The organism is Mycobacterium sp. SMC-21, from assembly GCF_045310825.1.
In the GTDB taxonomy this organism is placed as follows: Bacteria; Actinomycetota; Actinomycetes; order Mycobacteriales; family Mycobacteriaceae; genus Mycobacterium.
This window is the reverse complement of record NZ_JBJIAO010000002.1, coordinates 347,054-363,847: the sequence shown is the minus strand read 5'-3', so window position 1 is coordinate 363,847 and position 16,794 is coordinate 347,054. Positions and strand designations below refer to the sequence as shown.

Sequence of the window (16,794 nt, the reverse complement as noted above, 5' to 3'; positions counted from 1 at the left end):
CGTACGTATACCACTTGGAGGTCGCCATGACCAGCGTCGCCGCACAAGCTGCTGAGGAAGCACACAGCAAGGACCGCTTGGTCCCCGTACTGTTCAACAACCAGAGCATCCAGCTCCCGCGCGGCCCCCGCACCGGAGCCCAGATCAAGGCCGACGCGATCCGCGCGGGAGTCGTCATCCAGCAGGACTTCCCGCTCGCGGTCAAGCAGGGGAACCGATACGTCAACATCGGCGACGCCGACGTAGTGAACGTCCACCCGAACATGGAGTTCACCGCCGTTGCGGGGGACGACAACTCGTGAACTTCGAGTTGTCGGAGGCGACTGCCGTCGGTGTGGCTGGAGTTCGTCACCAGTTTCCGGGCCACACCGTCACAGTCACGCCAGACGGCGACGGTGGCGGGTTCGTCGTCGTCGATGACGTACCGGTAGGCGCACCGTTCGTTGAAGATGTCACCTGGCTGGGCTTCCACATCAACTCGGCGTACCCAGCCAGCGATGTATACCCCCACTACGTGGGACGTCTGCGTCGCCGTGACGGGCACTCGCACGGTGAAGCGATCCAGGAAGTCAGCTGGCGGGATCGGCCGGCGTTGCAGTTGTCGCGCCGATCAAGTCAATGGAGCGCGTCCGTGGACACGGCCGCGCTGAAAGCGATGAAGGTGATGGCGTGGCTGCGGTGCCAATAAACCCACCCAGTGACGGGTGGAGCCTCACATTCCGCTCCAGAGATTGGGCAGTACTGACAACACATTTGCTTCCCGATGACGGCGCGCACGGAGCCGTTCTGCTCGCCGAACCAACCGAAGGGCCACGCGGGGCACGCCTACTGGTCCGGCAGGTCATTCCAGCGATTGACGGGGTCGACTACGTCCGTGGAACGACCGGATTCCATGCGCTGAGACCTGAATTCGTCCGCGACTGTGCGATGCGTGCGCACGCAAACGGATGGGCCTACGTCGCGGTCCACAACCACGGAGGTTTCGGACGAGTCCGATTCTCCAGCATCGACCTAGCCAGCCACGAGCGTGGTTACCCGGCACTGGTTCAGCTAATCGACCGCCCGGTGATCGGGCTCGTACTGGCCGACGGTGCAGCAGCTGGTGACATCTGGCTCCCTGACGGTGGCCGTGCGGACTTGGCGGAACTCATCGTCGCCGGACGAACCGTACTAAGGCTGCGTCCGACGCCAGCTCTGGCATCGTCTGCTGGCGGCCGTTGGGACCGTCAAGTGCGCGTGTTCGGCGATATCGGCCAACAGGTGCTCAGTGCGCTCAGGGTTGGGATCGTCGGTCTCGGCGGAGCCGGAAGCATGATCAATGAATTCATTTCCCGCCTCGGTGTCGGGCACCTGGTCCTCATCGACGGCGACCTGGCCAGTGACGACAATCTTCCGCGTCTCGTCGGCGCCGAGCCCAACGACGTCGGCGTGGCAAAGACGACCATTGCAGCGCACAGCGCTCGTCGCGCCAATCCCGGTGTCACCGTTGATGAATTCGTCAGGGAAGTGCAACGACCGGACGCGCAAGCCGCACTGCAAGGGTGCGACTTCATATTCCTTGCTGCTGACTCGCACTCTGCACGCCATTTCGTGAACCAGGTCATTGAGCAGCGTCTCATCCCGGGTGTTCAAGTCGGTGTCAAAGTTCCAGTCAGCGATGACGGGACAGTCGGTCGCATCCACGTCGCTAACCGTCCGCTCATCCCGGGGAACGGCTGTCTGTGGTGCAACCAGCTGATCGATCCGACCAAGCTCGCGCTCGACCTTGCGCCGGAGACGGCCCGCCCTGCCGCACGGTACGTCGACGAGCTACCTGCACCGAGTGTCATCGCATTGAACGCACTCGCGGTGGCCGAAGCAGTCAATGGATTCATGATGGGAATGACCGGGCTGCTCGACGAGGAAGGTGACCCCGCCTATACGGTGCTGTTCCCTCGCGAGGGTGACCGCCAACTACATACACCCCGTCGTGATCCGGCGTGCGGATACTGCGGAGACGTGAGGTGTTAGTCAGTACCTGCGACGCCTGGAGTTCCAGTCCGGGCGCAGAGAACCTCCGCGAATCGCGGTCAAGCACTGAAGTTGTCCCGGGGCGGGACAGCACCCGTTCACCAAGCCGACGCTTCGTCAGGCCGACGGTCTTCGCAGTTGATGAAAACACCAGGTGCGAAACATCTTTCGCTTGCAGTAGGACGATCGTCCCTGCGCCGTTCCGCCGGACATCGGCAGCGCGACGCGTGGTTCGAGTTATCCTTCGGCGCTCGCCCCTAACCCTTAGCATGCCAAGCAATGCGATTTCCCTGCAGCCGCTACTTCGAGTGTGGCTCGCGAGGCGAGCGGCGTTTCAGGCTCGTCGCTGTGCGACGGCCGATACGCTCTTCGAAGAACCCGGGGGTGATGTCGTTGGCCACTAACAGTGCGATCGAATGGACCGAGGTCACCTGGAACCCTGTTACCGGTTGTGATCGCGTCTCCGCCGGTTGTGACCACTGCTACGCGATGACGCTGGCCAAGCGCCTCAAGGCGATGGGCTCGGAGAAGTACCAGCAGGATGGCGACCCCCGAACCTCCGGCCCCGGCTTCGGCGTGGCGGTGCACCCGCAGGCGCTCGGGGAACCGCTGCGGTGGAAGAACTCGCGGATCGTGTTCGTGAACTCGATGAGCGACCTGTTCCACGCGAAGGTGCCGCTCGCCTTCATCCGTGACGTGTTCGAAGTGTGCCGCGATACCCCGCAACACACGTACCAAGTGTTGACCAAGCGGAGTCTGCGCCTGCGCCGCGTGGCGGACAAACTGGACTGGCCCGAGAACCTGTGGATGGGCGTATCGGTCGAGAACGCCGACGTTCTCAGCCGAGTAGACCACCTCCGTGAGGTGCCCGCCGCAGTGCGTTTCCTCTCCTGCGAGCCGCTGCTTGGGCCGCTCGACAGCATCGACCTCACCGGCATCGGCTGGGTGATCGCCGGCGGCGAGTCCGGCCCCCGATACCGGCCGATGGAACTATCGTGGGCTCGCGGGATCCGTGACGCTTGCCGCGACGAGGGTGTGCCGTTCTTCTTCAAACAGTGGGGCGGCCGCACCCCGAAGGCAGCCGGCCGCGAGCTTGACGGCCAGCTGTGGGACGAAATGCCTACTGCCGCAACGGGTTAGGTGCGCTCACTCGGGCGCGGCCGGGAACTCGATGAGGGTCCCGTCCGGGAAGGTGCCTTTCCTCTTCTGGTTGGGCGACGAGATGCGCCCGGCGGCCTGCATCGGCTTGAGGGTCTTGACCTTCACCTGACCGCTGTGGAACGGCGTCTTCGTGACGACGTACTGGATCACTTCCTGCACGGAAACGGTGCGGCCACCGAAGTGCTGCGCGAGTTCGTCCTGGAGCGGTCCGGTGTTGGCCTCATCCTCGAAGAGAACCGGTTGGCCGGCGAGACGGTCGTCGAACTTGTAGTTGCCTCCGGGGGCGAGCTTCCACATCGCCTCCTTCATCCTGTCGTAGGCCTGGTCGTCGCGCGTGCAGAAGAAGAGGTAGCTGCCGGTGTGACCGCTCTTGTTGACCATCTCGAAGCTGCAGATGTGGGCGAAGTCGCACTCCTGGCGCAGCTGCCGCTCGTACAGGTCGTGGATGAATTGCCCGCGGCCGGCGTCGGTGGGAGCGTCCTTGTAGTCGTCGCAGCCGAAGAGCGCCGTGAAGTGCGGGTCGACGATGCCGGCGTTCGCGAACCGGTTGACGCTGTTGAAGTCGAAGTAGATGAACAGCTCGCACGACTGGTGGCTGACCAGATCCCGGATCAGGGCCATCGGGACGTCCTTGTAGCCGAACGGGTCTACGAACGCGAACGTCGGTGCCAGTTGCTTCCCCGCGGGGATGGAGTCCAGCAGCTCACGGGCCAATTCCTGGAAATTCAGGTGGCGCTCGTGGATGCGCACGTTCGTCGGCCACGGGGTGCGGCTCGCCTTGACGCCGGCCAGAACCTCCTGCAGCGACGCGAACCTCTCGTCGTCCCATTCGTTGAAGATGAAGTTGAACGTGGTGTCACCGAAAGCGGCGAACGACCGGTGGTCCAGCAGGGTGTTGAGGGTCAGGACCGGCGAGCCGGGCTCGTTGTCGTCGTAGCGGCCCGGGCCTGCGAAGCCGTCCAGCACGTTGACCCGTTGGTGGTACCTGCTCGTCCCGAAGATGCCGAACCACGCGCCGAGGTATCGCGTCAGGATGTCGTGCTTCGCCTGGGTGTGCGGGGGCCGTTTCCACACGGTCGGCAGGCTGTCACCCCTCGGCATCGTTGCCTCCTGGTCCTTTTGGTGAGCGCTACCTGTTGCCCTTGGCGCGGTTGTGGGGCACGCAGAGCATGGTCAGGTTCGACAGGTTCGTCGAGCCGCCCTTGGACCAGGCGGTCACGTGGTCGGCGTCCATCTCGTTCAGCTTGTAGATCCGGTCCTTGTTGCTGTCCCCGCCGATCGCACACAGCGGGCAGTTCGACGCGCCGTCGGCCTTGGCCTTCGTCGTCTGCTGCTCGTAGGCCACACGCTTGTCCTTGGCCTCGAACAGGCGAATGTCAAGCAGTTGCGGCTTCTTCTCACCACCGAGCAGGTACTCGTATATCCCCTTGCTGCTGTGCACCGCCGGGTCACCGCGCAGCTCATTGACGCGGGCCTCGATCTTCGCCGCGCTGTAGGACGTCCCGTGATGCGCCTCGTAGAGCCGCCCCCACTCAAGACCGCGCATCTCCTTGTCCGGAGGCCGGATGAAGACGCCGGCGACCCAGTCGATGACCGAGGTGAAGTAGGTTTTCAGCTGGGCGATGTCGGTGTCCTGACGATGCTGGGCGAGATAGGCGTCGATGCTCAGATCCTGCGAGGAGGCGACCCAGTCCAGTGCCTCCGCGAGCACCTGTTGCCGCTTCGGGTCGCCATTGACGTACGACTGCCACTTCTGCATGTTCGCGTTGTTCGAGTTGCTGTACTCCGCCTTGGCCTTGGTGATGAACGGGCCGGAGTAGATCGAGTTGAGCAGCTCCTGCTTGTTCAGCGGAACGCCGGCGATGTTGATCGTCTGGAACCAGGCCTTGATCTCGTCCTCGGTGCCGTCGCACTCGTAGATGTCGAGCTTCGTGTCGAGGATCGTGCGCTGGAGGTTGACCGGCAGCGACGAGAACGTCTGCTCCTTGCCGTCGACCTTGATGGCGAACTTGCCGGTGACGAATCGGCCGACGCTGGTGATTCGCTGCTGGCCGTCGAGGACCTCAAGCGTGGCCCCCTCCACGTTGAAGTAGATGAGTCCGAGCGGGTACCCCTTGAGCAGCGAGTCGATGACCGCGACGTCGCGCTTGCCGTCGTTGTAGATGTAGTTGCGCTGGTACTCCGGCTGGATGACGAGCTTGCCGTCGAGCCCGAACAGGCCCTTGCCTTCGAGCTCGTTGTAGACGAAGCCCTCAAGGATGTCCTCGACCGTGTAGTGCTTCAGCTCGGTCTTCATAGGGCGTGTTTCCGCCGGATGATGATGCGCTTGAAGGGCACATGAGGCTTGGGGTGGTAGAGGAACAGCTTCCGGCGTCCCTTGCTGTTGCTGGCCGTGCCGCCTGCCGCGTAGTAGTCATCGACGCGCTTCTGCCCGAGCGGCTCGACACCGAACTCCTCCGTCTTCTCCATATCTTCGGCGTTGAAGAGGATCTCGAACTGGTCGGGGTTGTACTTGTCGAGGAAGGTGATCGGCACACCCATCAATCCGTCGTAGTCGCTCGGGATCGCGTCGGTGTACGGAACCTCGATGGCATCGAAGGTGTCGTACTTCTGGTACTCGGTTCCGCGCACGTCCTTGTGCTTGGAGTACCTGATGTTGTCATCCATCGTCATCAACTGCAGCGGCTCGTGCCGGCGTCCGTGGTCGAGGTTCGTGAACCAGCGCACGCCCTTGATGCGCACGTACTTCTTGCCGTTCTCATCGACTCGGGTGCCCACGGCCGTCATGGGGTAGTCGTCCGGGATGCCGAACTCGCGGTCGCCGCTGTTGATGCTTGAGCCGTACCACATCTCGTTCGCCTGGACCGAGCGGAACACCTGGTTGTACGTGACGGCGTTCATGTTGCCAATCACCGAGAACTTCACGCCCCCATCGTGTAGCCAGGACATGAACTCGCGGAACAGGCTGAACGGTGGGTTGGTGATGACGATGTCGGCCTCGTCGCGCAGAGCCGTCACCTCGGCGCTGCGGAAGTCTCCGTCGCCATCGAGGTACTCCCACTGGAGGTCGTCGATGTCGACCTTTCCGTCGCCGTTGATGTCCTTGGGCTCGAGGACGAACTTCTTGCCGTTGGTGTGAGTCTTCGCCGCGTCGAACTTCGGGTCGCCCAGCTCGAAGAGTGTGGGCTCGTACGAGAACAGCGCCGGGTTGCAGTCAGGAGCATAGGACGTGGAGATCAGCTTCTTGAGGCCGAAATCGACGAAGTGGAGGGCGAAGAATTTGGTGAAGTTGCTCCATTCCGGGTCGTCGCACGGCAACAGGACGATCTTGTCTCTGAAGACGTCGGGGTCGAACTCAAGGTAGGCGTTCATCTCACGCTCGATGTCGACCCACTGGGTATAGAACTCGTCGTTCTTCCCTGCCTTGGCTGCGTTGAGGCTCGAAGTCCGATGCGCGGCCGTCGTCATACTCTCCCCTGCTCAGTCCGGCGTGCACCGCTGGCAGCGGGGCATGTCTGTGGGAGGAATCCTATCGGCGGGCTCCGACCCAGGCCGGTAAGCATGGCCGACGTACGCGACTGTGCTTACGGGCCGTCGCCCATTCGCATCGGCACGACGTTACGGACGTCGGATGCGCCCGACCGGAGTTGCTCGTTTTCCAGAGCCAACACCTGGATGATGCGTTCGAGTTGATGAATTGTGGCGGTGAGTGCGGTGACGTCGGCGGTGAGCTTCTTGATGCGCTCCTTGGCATCGGCATTCTCGTCGCGGAGTGCCATCAGGATCGGCGGCTCCGTGTCTGTGCCATCGATTCGGCCGCGGAATTCGTCTTGCGGGTCGGTGTGCCGGTGGGTGAGCAGCCAGCGTTTGACGCGGGCCTCCTCTGCGAGGGATTTGATGGTGAGCTTGCCGTCGGAGTGCAGCGGTTTGCCGTCGATGAGTCGGTCCATGGCGTCGCGGATCGTGCGACGTACATGTTCATCGGTTTGGCTGGTCGTCATGGTTTCCCGGTGCCCGCGTGCTGATCGACGATGGCTTGGAGCGCGGACACGCGTTGTTCGAGCCGGTTCCGCAGCGGCATTGGCGTTGTGGGAGAGGCGATCTCGTCCTGATACCGAGCGATAGATTCGGTGATGTTGGCGATGTTCTGGTCGGTGCGGGCGATGTTGCCGCAGCCGGGTTGGCAGTGTGAGACGTCGGGTGATTGCAGGTATTTGGTCGTGGTTCCTCTGTCTGGGTGGCACAGGGCTTTGGATTGGTCGTAGCAGCAGGTGACGAACTGCTGCGGGTTGTCGTAGATGCGCAGCTGGGGGTTGGCGCGTAGGGCGGCTGCCTGTTTGTTGCTCATGTATCGGCCGCGGAACTGCCGGTCGAATAGATGGATGGCTTGGGTGTATCGGCCTGCGGCGGGGCCACTGACGTGCTCACCGTCTTCGAGGCGTTGGTGGGCGTCTTCGAGGTAGTCGGCTCGGGCGAGTGCTTCTTCCATGGGGAAGACGTCCCTGAGGCCGCTGGCGACGCGTGATCCGTAGCCGTCGGTGGTGTATCCGCGTAGGTGTCCGTATTGCACCCCGAGGGCGACGCGGCCGCCGGGTTTGCGGTAGATGAACCATGCCAGGGTTCGTCTGAATCGCTTGACGGTCACGGCGTCCTCGGGGTCGGCGGGGATCACTTCGTGGGGACGGTCGAGGCGCACGGCAGCGTGGTTGCACCAGTCGATCAAGTTTTGGATGCGGTCGCTGAGCATGCTGGTGTGGACGGCCTTGCCTTCGTTGACACCGCAGGGCCATTGCGAAAAGGCGTCGATCGGGAACAGGAGTTGGGTCGTGGGGTTCAGCTCTTCCATCACAGCGATGGCTTTCGCCACGGGCGCGATTGCCAGCCAGGGCTGTTCCCGCTCGAGGCCGGCGGGAATGGTGTTGCCCGACTTATCCAGTGCGCCTTTGAAGGTTCTGCCGTGAATGCGGTACTGAAGTTGACCTGTTATGGGGTCGGTGAGGATTCGGCAGCAGCCGTGTTCCAACGCTCGGCACTCCTCGCCGCGCATCCCAGTCAGGTAGGCCACAATAACCAACGCAGAGGTCGCTAGGTGGCGGCACAGCTCCTCGACCTCGTAGAAGTTGATCGCCGGTGTCCAGCCTTTTCCATCGACGGAGCCTGTAATGGGCATAGGCATGTGCGTCTCATCGGTCGGGCTCAGGCCTGATAGGCACTGGGAGCCGATCGACTTGATTTCTTCGGGTGACAGTCCGAGCTGCCAGCCGATAAATCCGTTTGCCAAAGAACGCTTGCGGGGCCGGCTGGGCGCGACCCACCCGGGCGCCGTTTGTGACTCCTGACGCCGCTTGTCGGCATACGCGCGGAACCGTTGGGAAGGCGTCAGGGCCTGGAGACTCGGTGGGACATCGGGAGGTGTTGCTTTGAGTGCCTTCGCCGCGAGGATGTCATCGCTGAAGTCAATGACGAAGCGCAGTGCCCAGACGAGGAGGCTGGCCATCGTCTGGGGATGTACAGGGGTTGTTTTATTCTCACCGGAACTGCTCGCCGGGCCGATAATTGATGTCCGCCCGATTTCGCCGTTCTCCCAGGGTGGGCGCGGTAGCCGGTCGGCCTCCGGAAGGTAGGGGGCGTAGAGCCAGGCGCGGGTGACGGCGAACAGCAGGTTCGCCACGTTGTCTCGTGAGCCAACGTATCGTTTGACGTGGTCGACGTATGTGGTGAAGGTGTCTTCGGTGACTGCCGAGAATTCGTGAATGTCGTTGTCTGCCAGCCATGTCATCCATCTCCGCAGCATCTGCGCGAAGGTGCATACCGTTGAGGGTGCGAGCTGGCTGCGTGCCGCGGCAGCGCGATTCAGGTCCTCCAGCGGTGTCGGATTGTTGATGCTCGCCCAGATCAACCGCTTCGCTGTCGCAACATAACGTGGTGGGAAGGTGTCAAAGACGATGCTCGAGGGTCCCGTCACCGTGGGCTTCTGCACCAGAGATGAGAGTTCCCAGCGGTTGTCGCCAACGGTGCAAAGGCTTCCTCGCTGCGCTTCGGGAACGCGGTCGAGGTCGGCGATGACAGGATCGCCGTCGGCGAGTTCGATGATGCCCGCCAGCTGTGTCCAGAGGTTGGGTGCGGCGGTGCTCACGCGTCCAGGTTCCTTCCGATGAGCGCAGTGACGATTTCGCGGTCACTGTCAGTGACGTGGCGACGAGCATCGTCGATCTCGGCTGTGGTTGCGTGCCCGTCGAGGATCGCTTGCAGCCGCACGTAGTGGTCCTGGTAGTCGGCCTCCCATCGAGCTGGCGCAACGAGAGTGGCGACATTGTCCAGCGCATCGAGGAGCGTCACGAGTCGCGGGAGATGCTCGGGGGTGACGACGGCGTTTGTACAGGTAAAGCAGGCGAAGAATGAGGCCGGGCAAGGCTCGCCCGCTGTGGTGGCGTACGGGCTGTTCAGAAAGTCGGTGCACGCCGTCGCGGCGGTGTCGAGGGTTCCGGCCAGCAGCAACTTCAGTGTCGGCACGGGGATACCGAGTTTCATTGCGGTTGTATCGGGGTCGGTGCAGGCTGCGGTCACTTCGGCGATAGTCAACGAGCGGATCGTGACTGTGGCCTTGGCGTGGGCGACGGCGTCGCTCTGCCCGTCGGTGATCGTTTCGGCCGCTCGTTCTGCGGTGACCGGGTCTGGGGTCCGGTAGGTGTCTTCGCTGACGGCTTCGCTGTTTTGCCGTGCGTGTTGGTTGAGCACTTGTTCGGAGAGCCGCAGCCGTCGAAGGCTCACCCGCTGCGGCGTTCCGTCTTCGGCGAGGAGGTCGCCAACGCGCACGTTGTCATCGCCGAAGCCAGACGTTAACCATTCCTGCCGGAATAGTCCGACGGTGGGGAAGTTCTTGTACCGGCGGGCGATGAGTAACTTTTCCGACGGGGTCCCCAGTGCGGCGAGTGTTGCGCGGCAGGGCTCGGTCAAGGCGACGGCGGTCTCCCACAGCTTCCCGGCCTCGCCGGCGAGGATTTCGGCGCTGTAGCGCTTCGCGCCTCTGCGTGGTTTGTCGGTGTTGACGGTATAGACCGGCGATTCGTCGGCCGAGTCCGACGCTCTGAACGAGGTGGCTGTCAGGTTGTTCATGACCGAGATGTTGAAGCCGCGTTCACATACGAGAAGGATCATCAGGCAATAGATTTCCCGAATCGAGGGAAACAGCGCCTGTGCTGGAGTCTGCACACCGGTCAGGTCGAAGCACCCCTTGTGCGCTGCCCGATACGCAAGATACGGGGATGGAAGTTCTCCGTTGAGCGACAGGTACTCCAGCAGCGATCCGGTGCCCCACTGGACCCCAGCGACGTTGAATACGATGCCGTCGCCGGCGTCGCCAACCTCGCGGAACCGTTGGAGACTCTCGGTGTTGGTCTGGATTCGGCGCAAGGCGTGGCGCACTTCGCGTTTGGCGGCACTGCGGATCCGGTCGAACTCGTCACGGCTGTAAGAATCGTTCTCCGGCAGGCGATTCCGAGGCTTGGCCGCTTTGGCCCGCATCGCCTTCCGCGTGGTCTCCGGAAGTCGCGGCGACTCCGACAGCAGGGCGCGCACAACATTCACCTGCCCCGGCCACCGTGCCTGGCTTTCTTTCGCGGTGCGCCACGCCCACCACACCTCCGGGCCGATATCGGCCGTCGAGCCAACCTCGGGGAACTCGGTCTGCAGATACGCCACCAGCTGCCGTGCGGCACGCACCGCCGCATCGACGGTCGCCATCGTGCGCCAGCGCCCACCCGGCTGAGCACCGCCAGCCAGAGCGGTGACGAGATCGCCGATCAGTCCCTCGGGTCCGTCGACGTTCTCGAACGAGAATGTCCTGGTGCGGCCCGCCTCGTCGGTGAAGCTGAATTGCCGAAGCTCGGGGTCGGTCAGGGCGGGCCGGGAGTAGCTGCTGGCAGGTAGTGTTGCCGGTCTGCGTGGCGCCACTTGTCAGAGCTCCTCGGCGTCGACGATGCCGGAAGCCGTCGCTGCGATGTGGGTGATGAAGTCGGTGATCGAGGCGTCCTCGGCCGTTTCGTCGTTGAGGAATAGGTCCACTTGCAGGCCGGACACCGGTTCGAGATAGCAGTCGCGGGTTGTTTCAAGATTTGCGTGGCCGAGTAATGTCTGCACCAAAACCCAAGGGTCACCAAAGATTAGGCGATATTCGCGCCGCTCGGCAGGAGTGATTCCCATCTTGCGTTCGTGTGCGTAGATCAGCGTGACCAACATCCTCAAGGCGAACGAATGGCGCAGCATGTGCGGGTGACAATGGATGTCTACCCCAAGGGTCCGACACCGCTCGTTCGCCATGGCGAAGATGGCCTCCCATGTGCGGTACGGCAGTGGCAGCCCGGCTTCAGAGAGCCAGAGCATCCAGGGCTCGAGCCCGCGATCGGCGTTGGTGTAGAAGTTGAGTCGATCCCGCCAGTCGAGGCTGTCCAGCGGGACCGATCCTGTGGTTCCGGTCCGGGTGGTGAAGTGGACGCGGCGGTTCTTGTCCACCCGGTCGACGATCTTGATGTCGGTCAGTGCGTCGTAGCGGCCTTCCGTCTGGGCTCGGTGAACTGCCGCCGCTCGGGTTGAAATCACATAGTTATCAATGCTTTTCAGCGCTGTAGCACTGATCCAGAAGTCGCGGCCGCGGCCTTTGGCGACCGCCTGGCCTACCCTGGCTTTGGCGTAGCGCACCGGCTGGTCGACGCTGGGAAGCTCGCCGAGGACCAGGGTTCCACCTTCGCGCAGGCGGAGCCCGCTTGACCATAGCGCTTCGGCGAATGCCAGGTTGCGACCGTCGTTTCGTCCTCGCCAGGTCGGGTCGCGTCGCCCGTCACCGCGATAGCCGCCGAGTCCGACATCGCGCCAACGTCTGTACGCGCGGGGTGTGAGCCACTTCAACTGGACTGAGCGGACCGCTTTCGGCCGCAAGGTCACTTCAGTCGAGTCGCTGGTTGAGCTCGATTTACGCAGGGCCACAAGCGAACTCGTCACGGTGCCGCGCCACTGCTGCCAGTCGTAGAATTTCTTTAACGCTGCCAGCTCACGTGAAAACTTGGCTGCACCAATACGATCCGGGTTTTGCTGGTCACGCCGGCGCCAGTACTCGTAGTCAGCCAGATGCTCGAACGTCGCCGTTCGCCAGTCGATGCCCTGGACCGAGAGGAACGACAGAAACAGTTGGATGTCTTGGGCATATGACTCCTGCGATCCCGCTGACAGTGATTGGAACGCGGCCGACCTGAAGAATTCCAAGACATCTATGTCCGGCCGACCATCGGCCATGAGAAGGAACGGCTGGTACGGGTGGATGCCGAGTTTGGCCTCTCGCTCGGCTATGTCCGGGTAGTCAGCCAGCAGCTCGGAGCGAAGCGGGCCAGATCGTTTAGGCGGGTGCGCCCAACAGAACCTCCAACGCGGACTGTCGTCGTGTCGCCTCACAGCAACACAACCTGCCACAACACACCGACAATTTACGGAACGACGGGTTGCAGTCGGTGCTGTGGGCCGGGCCGGAGAACACCAGCGGCGCGCGCCGGACGGGTACCACCGAGGGCACCAGCCGGACCCGGCCCGTATCGCTCGAACTCGGCTTCGCGGCAACCGATTTCGGCTATTTCATCGACCTCGGCCTGCCGCAGGACCCCGGACACAACTCGATGTTCGGCCAGGACCCCGAGATCAAACGCGAGACCGTGTTCGCCGGGCCTACTCCCCGGCCCAGCAGCGCCCTGGTCCGTCGCACCCGGACCTACGCCGAGGTGGCATCCGACTCGGGCCGCGGTTTCGACGAACTGACCCGCGCCCTGCCCAGCTACCGCAGCGTCCTCGCGGAGTACGCGAACCCCGAAGCGCTGCCCGAACTGGCCGCGGTCCGGGACCGATTGCGCGACTGGCGTTTCTACGACGGCTTCCGCGTCGACCGGGACGCCCCGGCCCGCCGCCGCCAGGTGGGCACCCGCACCCCGGTGCTGAGCAACGACGGCAACGACCTGGCCGCCGCCGTGCAGACCATCCTCGAAGCCGGGTTCGACGATCTGCCGCGCGCGGTCGCCGATGCATTCGACGGCGCCGAGATATCGGTGAGCGCCGACGGCGGGTTGTTCGAACTGCAGCTGCACCAACGCGGCATGCTCCGGCCGCTACGCTCGGCCGAATTGTCCGACGGCACACTGCGATTCCTGCTCTGGGGCGCCGCCCTGCTGACGCCGCAACCGCCCGCGCTCATGGTGCTCAACGAGCCGGAGACGTCCCTGCATCCCGACCTGGTGGGCCCGCTCGCGGACATGATCGCCGCTGCCGCACGCAAGACGCAGGTCGTCGTCGTCACGCACTCGGCACGGCTGCGCGAGCGGCTGGCCGCGTGCGACGCGAGCGAAGTCGAACTGGTCAAGCAGTGGGGCGAAACCCAGATCGACGGCCAGACCATGCTCACCGCGCCGCCGTGGGACTGGGGAAAGCGCTGAAGCTCAGCAGTTTTGGGGTTCAGCCTCGCTTCGGCCGCAAGGCGCGCGTGAACAACACGTTCACCTGACGCATCGACACGCTGTAGGGCCACCACGCCAGCCGCTTGAACAGGTACAGGGCCCGGATGTCGGGTGACGTGTAGATCATGAACCGGTTCTTGGCCACCCCGGACAGCAGCTTGTCCGCAGCCTGTTCGGGCGACACCGCGTGTCCGGCGAACCTGGCCACCCAGCGCTGCACCTGCGGATCGTCGCGATCCACGCCCGCGATCTGAACCGTCTGCACCAGAGGCGTTTTCACCGCGCCCGGCACCACGACCGACACCCCGATGCGATGCCGTGCCAGGTCGAAGCGCAGCACCTCGCTGACCCCGCGCAGGCCGTACTTGCTGGCACTGTAGGCGGCATGCCACGGCAGCGCGACGATGCCCGCGGCCGACGAGACATTGGCCAGCCGACCACCGCGGCCGGCGGCCACCATGGGCGGGACCATGGTCTCGATGACGTGGATGGGCCCCATCAGGTTGACGTCGACCATCGAGCGCCAGTGCTGATGGGTCAGGGTGCTGACGGTGCCCCAGGCCGAGATCCCGGCGATGTTGAGCACCACATCCATGGCCTCGTGCCGGCTGTGGATGTCGGTGGCGAAAGCCGCGACGGCGTCGTAGTCGGAGATGTCCAGCGCGCGGTGTTCGGCCACCTCCCCGCCGAGTGCCCTGGCGTCGGCGACGGTCTGTTCCAGCCCGGCGGCGTCACGATCGGTCAGATAGAGGACCGCGCCCTGCTGGGCCAGCTTGAGCGCGGTCGCCCGGCCGATGCCGCTGGCCGCCCCCGTCACGAAACACCGCTTGCCTGCGTAGCCGCTCCACCGCGTCATGGCCCGACCCTACACAGGCCCCGTCTTTCAGACAGAGACCTGGCCGCCACCCCACAAGGCGCTGAGCCACAGTCGTTCCACGATGTCGACGGCGCGCTGCGGGTCGCCGCCCCGTCCGATGAACGCGCTGTCTCGCGACAGCGTGTAGGCCGTGGTCGAGACCAAGGTGCGAACCAACGCCGGCAAGTCGTCGGAAATCGGGCGCCGACCGGCGTCCTGCTCGATGAGTCCGACGATCTTGTCGATGACGCCGTCCTCGAAGTCGGCCATCAGGTCGCGGATTTCGGCGTCGGTGTTCTGGGCTGCGGTGCACGCCGCCATGATCGGGTCGTTGATGGCGTAGACCGCCGCCGCGCTACCGACCATGCGCTTGGCGAAGGATGCCGGCGTCTCGTCCGGTTCGCGCGGCGCGAAGTTGTGGGTGAGCTCGTCCAGTTCCTCCATCGCCTCGGACACGATCCGGGCCAGCACGGAGTACTTCGAGTCGAAGTAGAAGTAGAAGCCGGACCGCGCCACACCGGCGCGGGCACTGATGGTGCTGACCGACAGATCGGCGAACGGCCGCTCCTCCAGCAGTTCGCGAACCGCCTCGATGATGGCGTCGCGTTGCTTGTCGCCGCGACTACGGCCCTTGTCGGCCGTCTCGACTTCAGCACTCATGGCGCTCACGATGTCATCGCCGACACGCCAATTCAAACTTGACACGCGTCAAGTATGGCAGCCAAGATGACAACAGGTGGTGACTTTCACCACAAAAGAGCATCAAGAGCAGACAGGAATCCCTGGATGGCGACCATCAGCACCCCGAACTACCTCCTCGATCAGGCCATGCGGCGCCTCAAGCCGACACCCGTCACGGTGCCGGGCATGGGCGTCATCGAGAAGCGGCTGCTGGCCACCGACTGGGATCAGTTCAAGCTCGCCGAGCCGCCCGCAGGCAGCGGCCTGAAGCCGATCATGGGCGACTCCGGGCTGCCGGTCATCGGACACCTGATCGAGGTGTTCCGGGGCGGGCCCGACTACGTCCTGGACATCTACCGCAAGCACGGGCCGCTGTACTACGCGCAGACGCCGGCGCTGCCGGCCGTCATGGCGCTGGGGCCGGACGCGACGCAGGCCGTGTTCTCCAACCGCAACAAGGACTTCTCGCAGCGCGCGTGGGATCCGGTGATCGGTCCGTTCTTCGAGGGCGGCCTCATGCTGCTCGACTTCGACGAGCACATGTTCCACCGCCGGATCATGCAGGAGGCGTTCACCCGCTCACGGCTGACGGGCTACGTCTCGCACATCGATTCCGTGGCGACCAAAGTGCTGGCCAACGACTGGGTGGCCAACGATCCCCGATTCCTGTTCCACCCGGCGGTCAAGGAGCTGACGCTCGACATCGCGTCCGAGGTGTTCATGGGACACCCCGCGGGGACCGACCACAAGCTCGTCACCACCATCAACCAGGCCTTCACCACCACGACCCGCGCCGGCAACGCCATCATCCGGAAGCCGGTGCGCCCCTTCGCCTGGTGGCGCGGCGTGCAGGCCCGCAAGACGCTCGAGGACTACTTCTCGAGCTCCATCGCCGAGAAGCGCCGCTCCGAGGGCACCGACATGTTCAGCGTGCTGTGTCATGCGCAGGACGAAGACGGTCAGACCTTCACCGACGACCAGATCGTCGCGCACATGATCTTCCTGATGATGGCCGCGCACGACACCACGACCTCGACGCTGACGACCATGGCCTACCACCTGGCGGCCAACCCGCAGTGGCAGGACAAACTCCGCGAGGAATCCGAGCGCATCGGTGACGCGCCGCTCGACATCGAGTCACTGGAGAAGCTGGAAACCTACGACCTGGTGATCAACGAGTCGCTGCGGTTGCAGACGCCGCTGGGCTTCAACTTCCGCCGTGCCGTCCGGGACACCGAACTGCTCGGCTACTACATCCCGGCGGGAACCGACGTCGTCACGTGGCCCGGCATGAACCACCGCCTGTCCGAGCTGTGGACCGACCCCATGCGGTTCGACCCCGAACGGTTCGCCGAGCCGCGCAGCGAGCACAAGGCGCATCGCTACGCCTTCGCCCCGTTCGGCGGTGGCGCACACAAGTGCATCGGCATGGTCTTCGGGCAGCTGGAGATCAAGACCGTGATGCACCGGCTGCTGCGCCAGTACCGCCTGGAGCTGACCCACCCCGGCTACGAGCCGTGGTACGACTACGGCGGCATGGCCGTGCCGGTGGACGGCATGCCGATCGTGTTGCGGCCGTTGCGCTGATACTTCTGC

General features: G+C 64.0%; 14 protein-coding genes and 1 pseudogene. 6 read left to right on the top strand and 9 right to left on the bottom strand.

Annotated elements, in window-relative coordinates; all coding sequences use genetic code 11:
* The first annotated feature begins 26 nt into the window (after window positions 1-26).
* From ACJH6H_RS03685 to ACJH6H_RS03670, 4 genes are all read left to right on the top strand, one after another.
* A complete protein-coding gene (locus tag ACJH6H_RS03685; protein ID WP_406774244.1) occupies window positions 27-302 on the top strand; it encodes a hypothetical protein in 276 nt (91 codons plus the stop codon).
* Window positions 299-688, top strand: coding sequence for a hypothetical protein (locus tag ACJH6H_RS03680; protein WP_406774243.1), 390 nt, complete (start codon window positions 299-301; stop codon window positions 686-688). The genes ACJH6H_RS03685 and ACJH6H_RS03680 overlap by 4 nt, the downstream gene beginning before the upstream one ends.
* On the top strand, window positions 670-2,010 hold the full coding sequence (locus ACJH6H_RS03675; protein ID WP_406774242.1) for a ThiF family adenylyltransferase: 1,341 nt from the start codon (window positions 670-672) through the stop codon (window positions 2,008-2,010). Before ACJH6H_RS03680 ends, ACJH6H_RS03675 begins: the two co-directional genes overlap by 19 nt.
* A 393-nt stretch (window positions 2,011-2,403) precedes the next feature.
* Window positions 2,404-3,150, top strand: coding sequence for a DUF5131 family protein (locus ACJH6H_RS03670; protein WP_406774241.1), 747 nt, complete (start codon window positions 2,404-2,406; stop codon window positions 3,148-3,150).
* A gap of 6 nt (window positions 3,151-3,156) precedes the next feature.
* Here ACJH6H_RS03670 and ACJH6H_RS03665 read toward each other — a convergent pair whose 3' ends face one another.
* From ACJH6H_RS03665 to xerC, 7 genes are all read right to left on the bottom strand, one after another.
* Window positions 3,157-4,272, bottom strand: coding sequence for a three-Cys-motif partner protein TcmP (locus ACJH6H_RS03665; RefSeq protein ID WP_406774240.1), 1,116 nt, complete (start codon window positions 4,270-4,272; stop codon window positions 3,157-3,159).
* Between the two features lie 28 nt (window positions 4,273-4,300).
* Window positions 4,301-5,467: an HNH endonuclease family protein gene (locus ACJH6H_RS03660; protein ID WP_406774239.1), complete on the bottom strand. Its 1,167-nt coding sequence runs from the start codon at window positions 5,465-5,467 to the stop codon at window positions 4,301-4,303.
* Window positions 5,464-6,639, bottom strand: a complete 1,176-nt coding sequence (locus ACJH6H_RS03655; protein ID WP_406774238.1) for an adenine-specific methyltransferase EcoRI family protein — start codon at window positions 6,637-6,639, stop codon at window positions 5,464-5,466. Before ACJH6H_RS03655 ends, ACJH6H_RS03660 begins: the two co-directional genes overlap by 4 nt.
* A 116-nt stretch (window positions 6,640-6,755) precedes the next feature.
* Complete coding sequence (locus ACJH6H_RS03650; RefSeq protein WP_406774237.1) at window positions 6,756-7,172, bottom strand: hypothetical protein; 417 nt, start codon at window positions 7,170-7,172, stop codon at window positions 6,756-6,758.
* Window positions 7,169-9,307 (bottom strand): hypothetical protein, encoded by a 2,139-nt coding sequence (locus ACJH6H_RS03645; RefSeq protein WP_406774236.1) that lies wholly within the window; start codon window positions 9,305-9,307, stop codon window positions 7,169-7,171. Before ACJH6H_RS03645 ends, ACJH6H_RS03650 begins: the two co-directional genes overlap by 4 nt.
* On the bottom strand, window positions 9,304-11,124 hold the full coding sequence (locus ACJH6H_RS03640; protein WP_406774235.1) for a hypothetical protein: 1,821 nt from the start codon (window positions 11,122-11,124) through the stop codon (window positions 9,304-9,306). The genes ACJH6H_RS03645 and ACJH6H_RS03640 overlap by 4 nt, the downstream gene beginning before the upstream one ends.
* A gap of 3 nt (window positions 11,125-11,127) precedes the next feature.
* A complete protein-coding gene (xerC, locus tag ACJH6H_RS03635; protein ID WP_406774234.1) occupies window positions 11,128-12,459 on the bottom strand; it encodes a tyrosine recombinase XerC in 1,332 nt (443 codons plus the stop codon).
* Between the two features lie 191 nt (window positions 12,460-12,650).
* Here xerC and ACJH6H_RS03630 point away from each other — a divergent pair.
* Window positions 12,651-13,640, top strand: a pseudogene (locus tag ACJH6H_RS03630) (AAA family ATPase); the annotation flags it as partial.
* Between the two features lie 19 nt (window positions 13,641-13,659).
* Here the strand turns inward: ACJH6H_RS03630 and ACJH6H_RS03625 are convergent.
* Both ACJH6H_RS03625 and ACJH6H_RS03620 read right to left on the bottom strand, forming a co-directional pair.
* On the bottom strand, window positions 13,660-14,517 hold the full coding sequence (locus ACJH6H_RS03625; protein ID WP_267323507.1) for an SDR family oxidoreductase: 858 nt from the start codon (window positions 14,515-14,517) through the stop codon (window positions 13,660-13,662).
* A 27-nt stretch (window positions 14,518-14,544) separates the two neighbouring features.
* Window positions 14,545-15,177: a TetR/AcrR family transcriptional regulator gene (locus tag ACJH6H_RS03620; protein WP_267323508.1), complete on the bottom strand. Its 633-nt coding sequence runs from the start codon at window positions 15,175-15,177 to the stop codon at window positions 14,545-14,547.
* Window positions 15,178-15,303: 126 nt separating this feature from the next.
* On the opposite strand from ACJH6H_RS03620, the gene ACJH6H_RS03615 reads away from it, so the two are divergent.
* Complete coding sequence (locus tag ACJH6H_RS03615) at window positions 15,304-16,785, top strand: cytochrome P450 (RefSeq protein WP_267323509.1); 1,482 nt, start codon at window positions 15,304-15,306, stop codon at window positions 16,783-16,785.
* Window positions 16,786-16,794: the final 9 nt, after the last annotated feature.

What these genes read in the sequence shown, in the direction of transcription:
- ACJH6H_RS03685 (WP_406774244.1), top strand. Translation starts at nt 27, where the DNA reads ATGACCAGCGTCGCCGCACAAGCTGCTGAGGAAGCACACAGCAAGGAC.
- ACJH6H_RS03665 (WP_406774240.1), bottom strand. Translation starts at nt 4,272, where the DNA reads ATGCCGAGGGGTGACAGCCTGCCGACCGTGTGGAAACGGCCCCCGCAC.
- ACJH6H_RS03660 (WP_406774239.1), bottom strand. Translation starts at nt 5,467, where the DNA reads ATGAAGACCGAGCTGAAGCACTACACGGTCGAGGACATCCTTGAGGGC.
- ACJH6H_RS03655 (WP_406774238.1), bottom strand. Translation starts at nt 6,639, where the DNA reads ATGACGACGGCCGCGCATCGGACTTCGAGCCTCAACGCAGCCAAGGCA.
- ACJH6H_RS03650 (WP_406774237.1), bottom strand. Translation starts at nt 7,172, where the DNA reads ATGACGACCAGCCAAACCGATGAACATGTACGTCGCACGATCCGCGAC.
- xerC (WP_406774234.1), bottom strand. Translation starts at nt 12,459, where the DNA reads ATGGCCGATGGTCGGCCGGACATAGATGTCTTGGAATTCTTCAGGTCG.
- ACJH6H_RS03625 (WP_267323507.1), bottom strand. Translation starts at nt 14,517, where the DNA reads ATGACGCGGTGGAGCGGCTACGCAGGCAAGCGGTGTTTCGTGACGGGG.
- ACJH6H_RS03620 (WP_267323508.1), bottom strand. Translation starts at nt 15,177, where the DNA reads ATGAGTGCTGAAGTCGAGACGGCCGACAAGGGCCGTAGTCGCGGCGAC.
- ACJH6H_RS03615 (WP_267323509.1), top strand. Translation starts at nt 15,304, where the DNA reads ATGGCGACCATCAGCACCCCGAACTACCTCCTCGATCAGGCCATGCGG.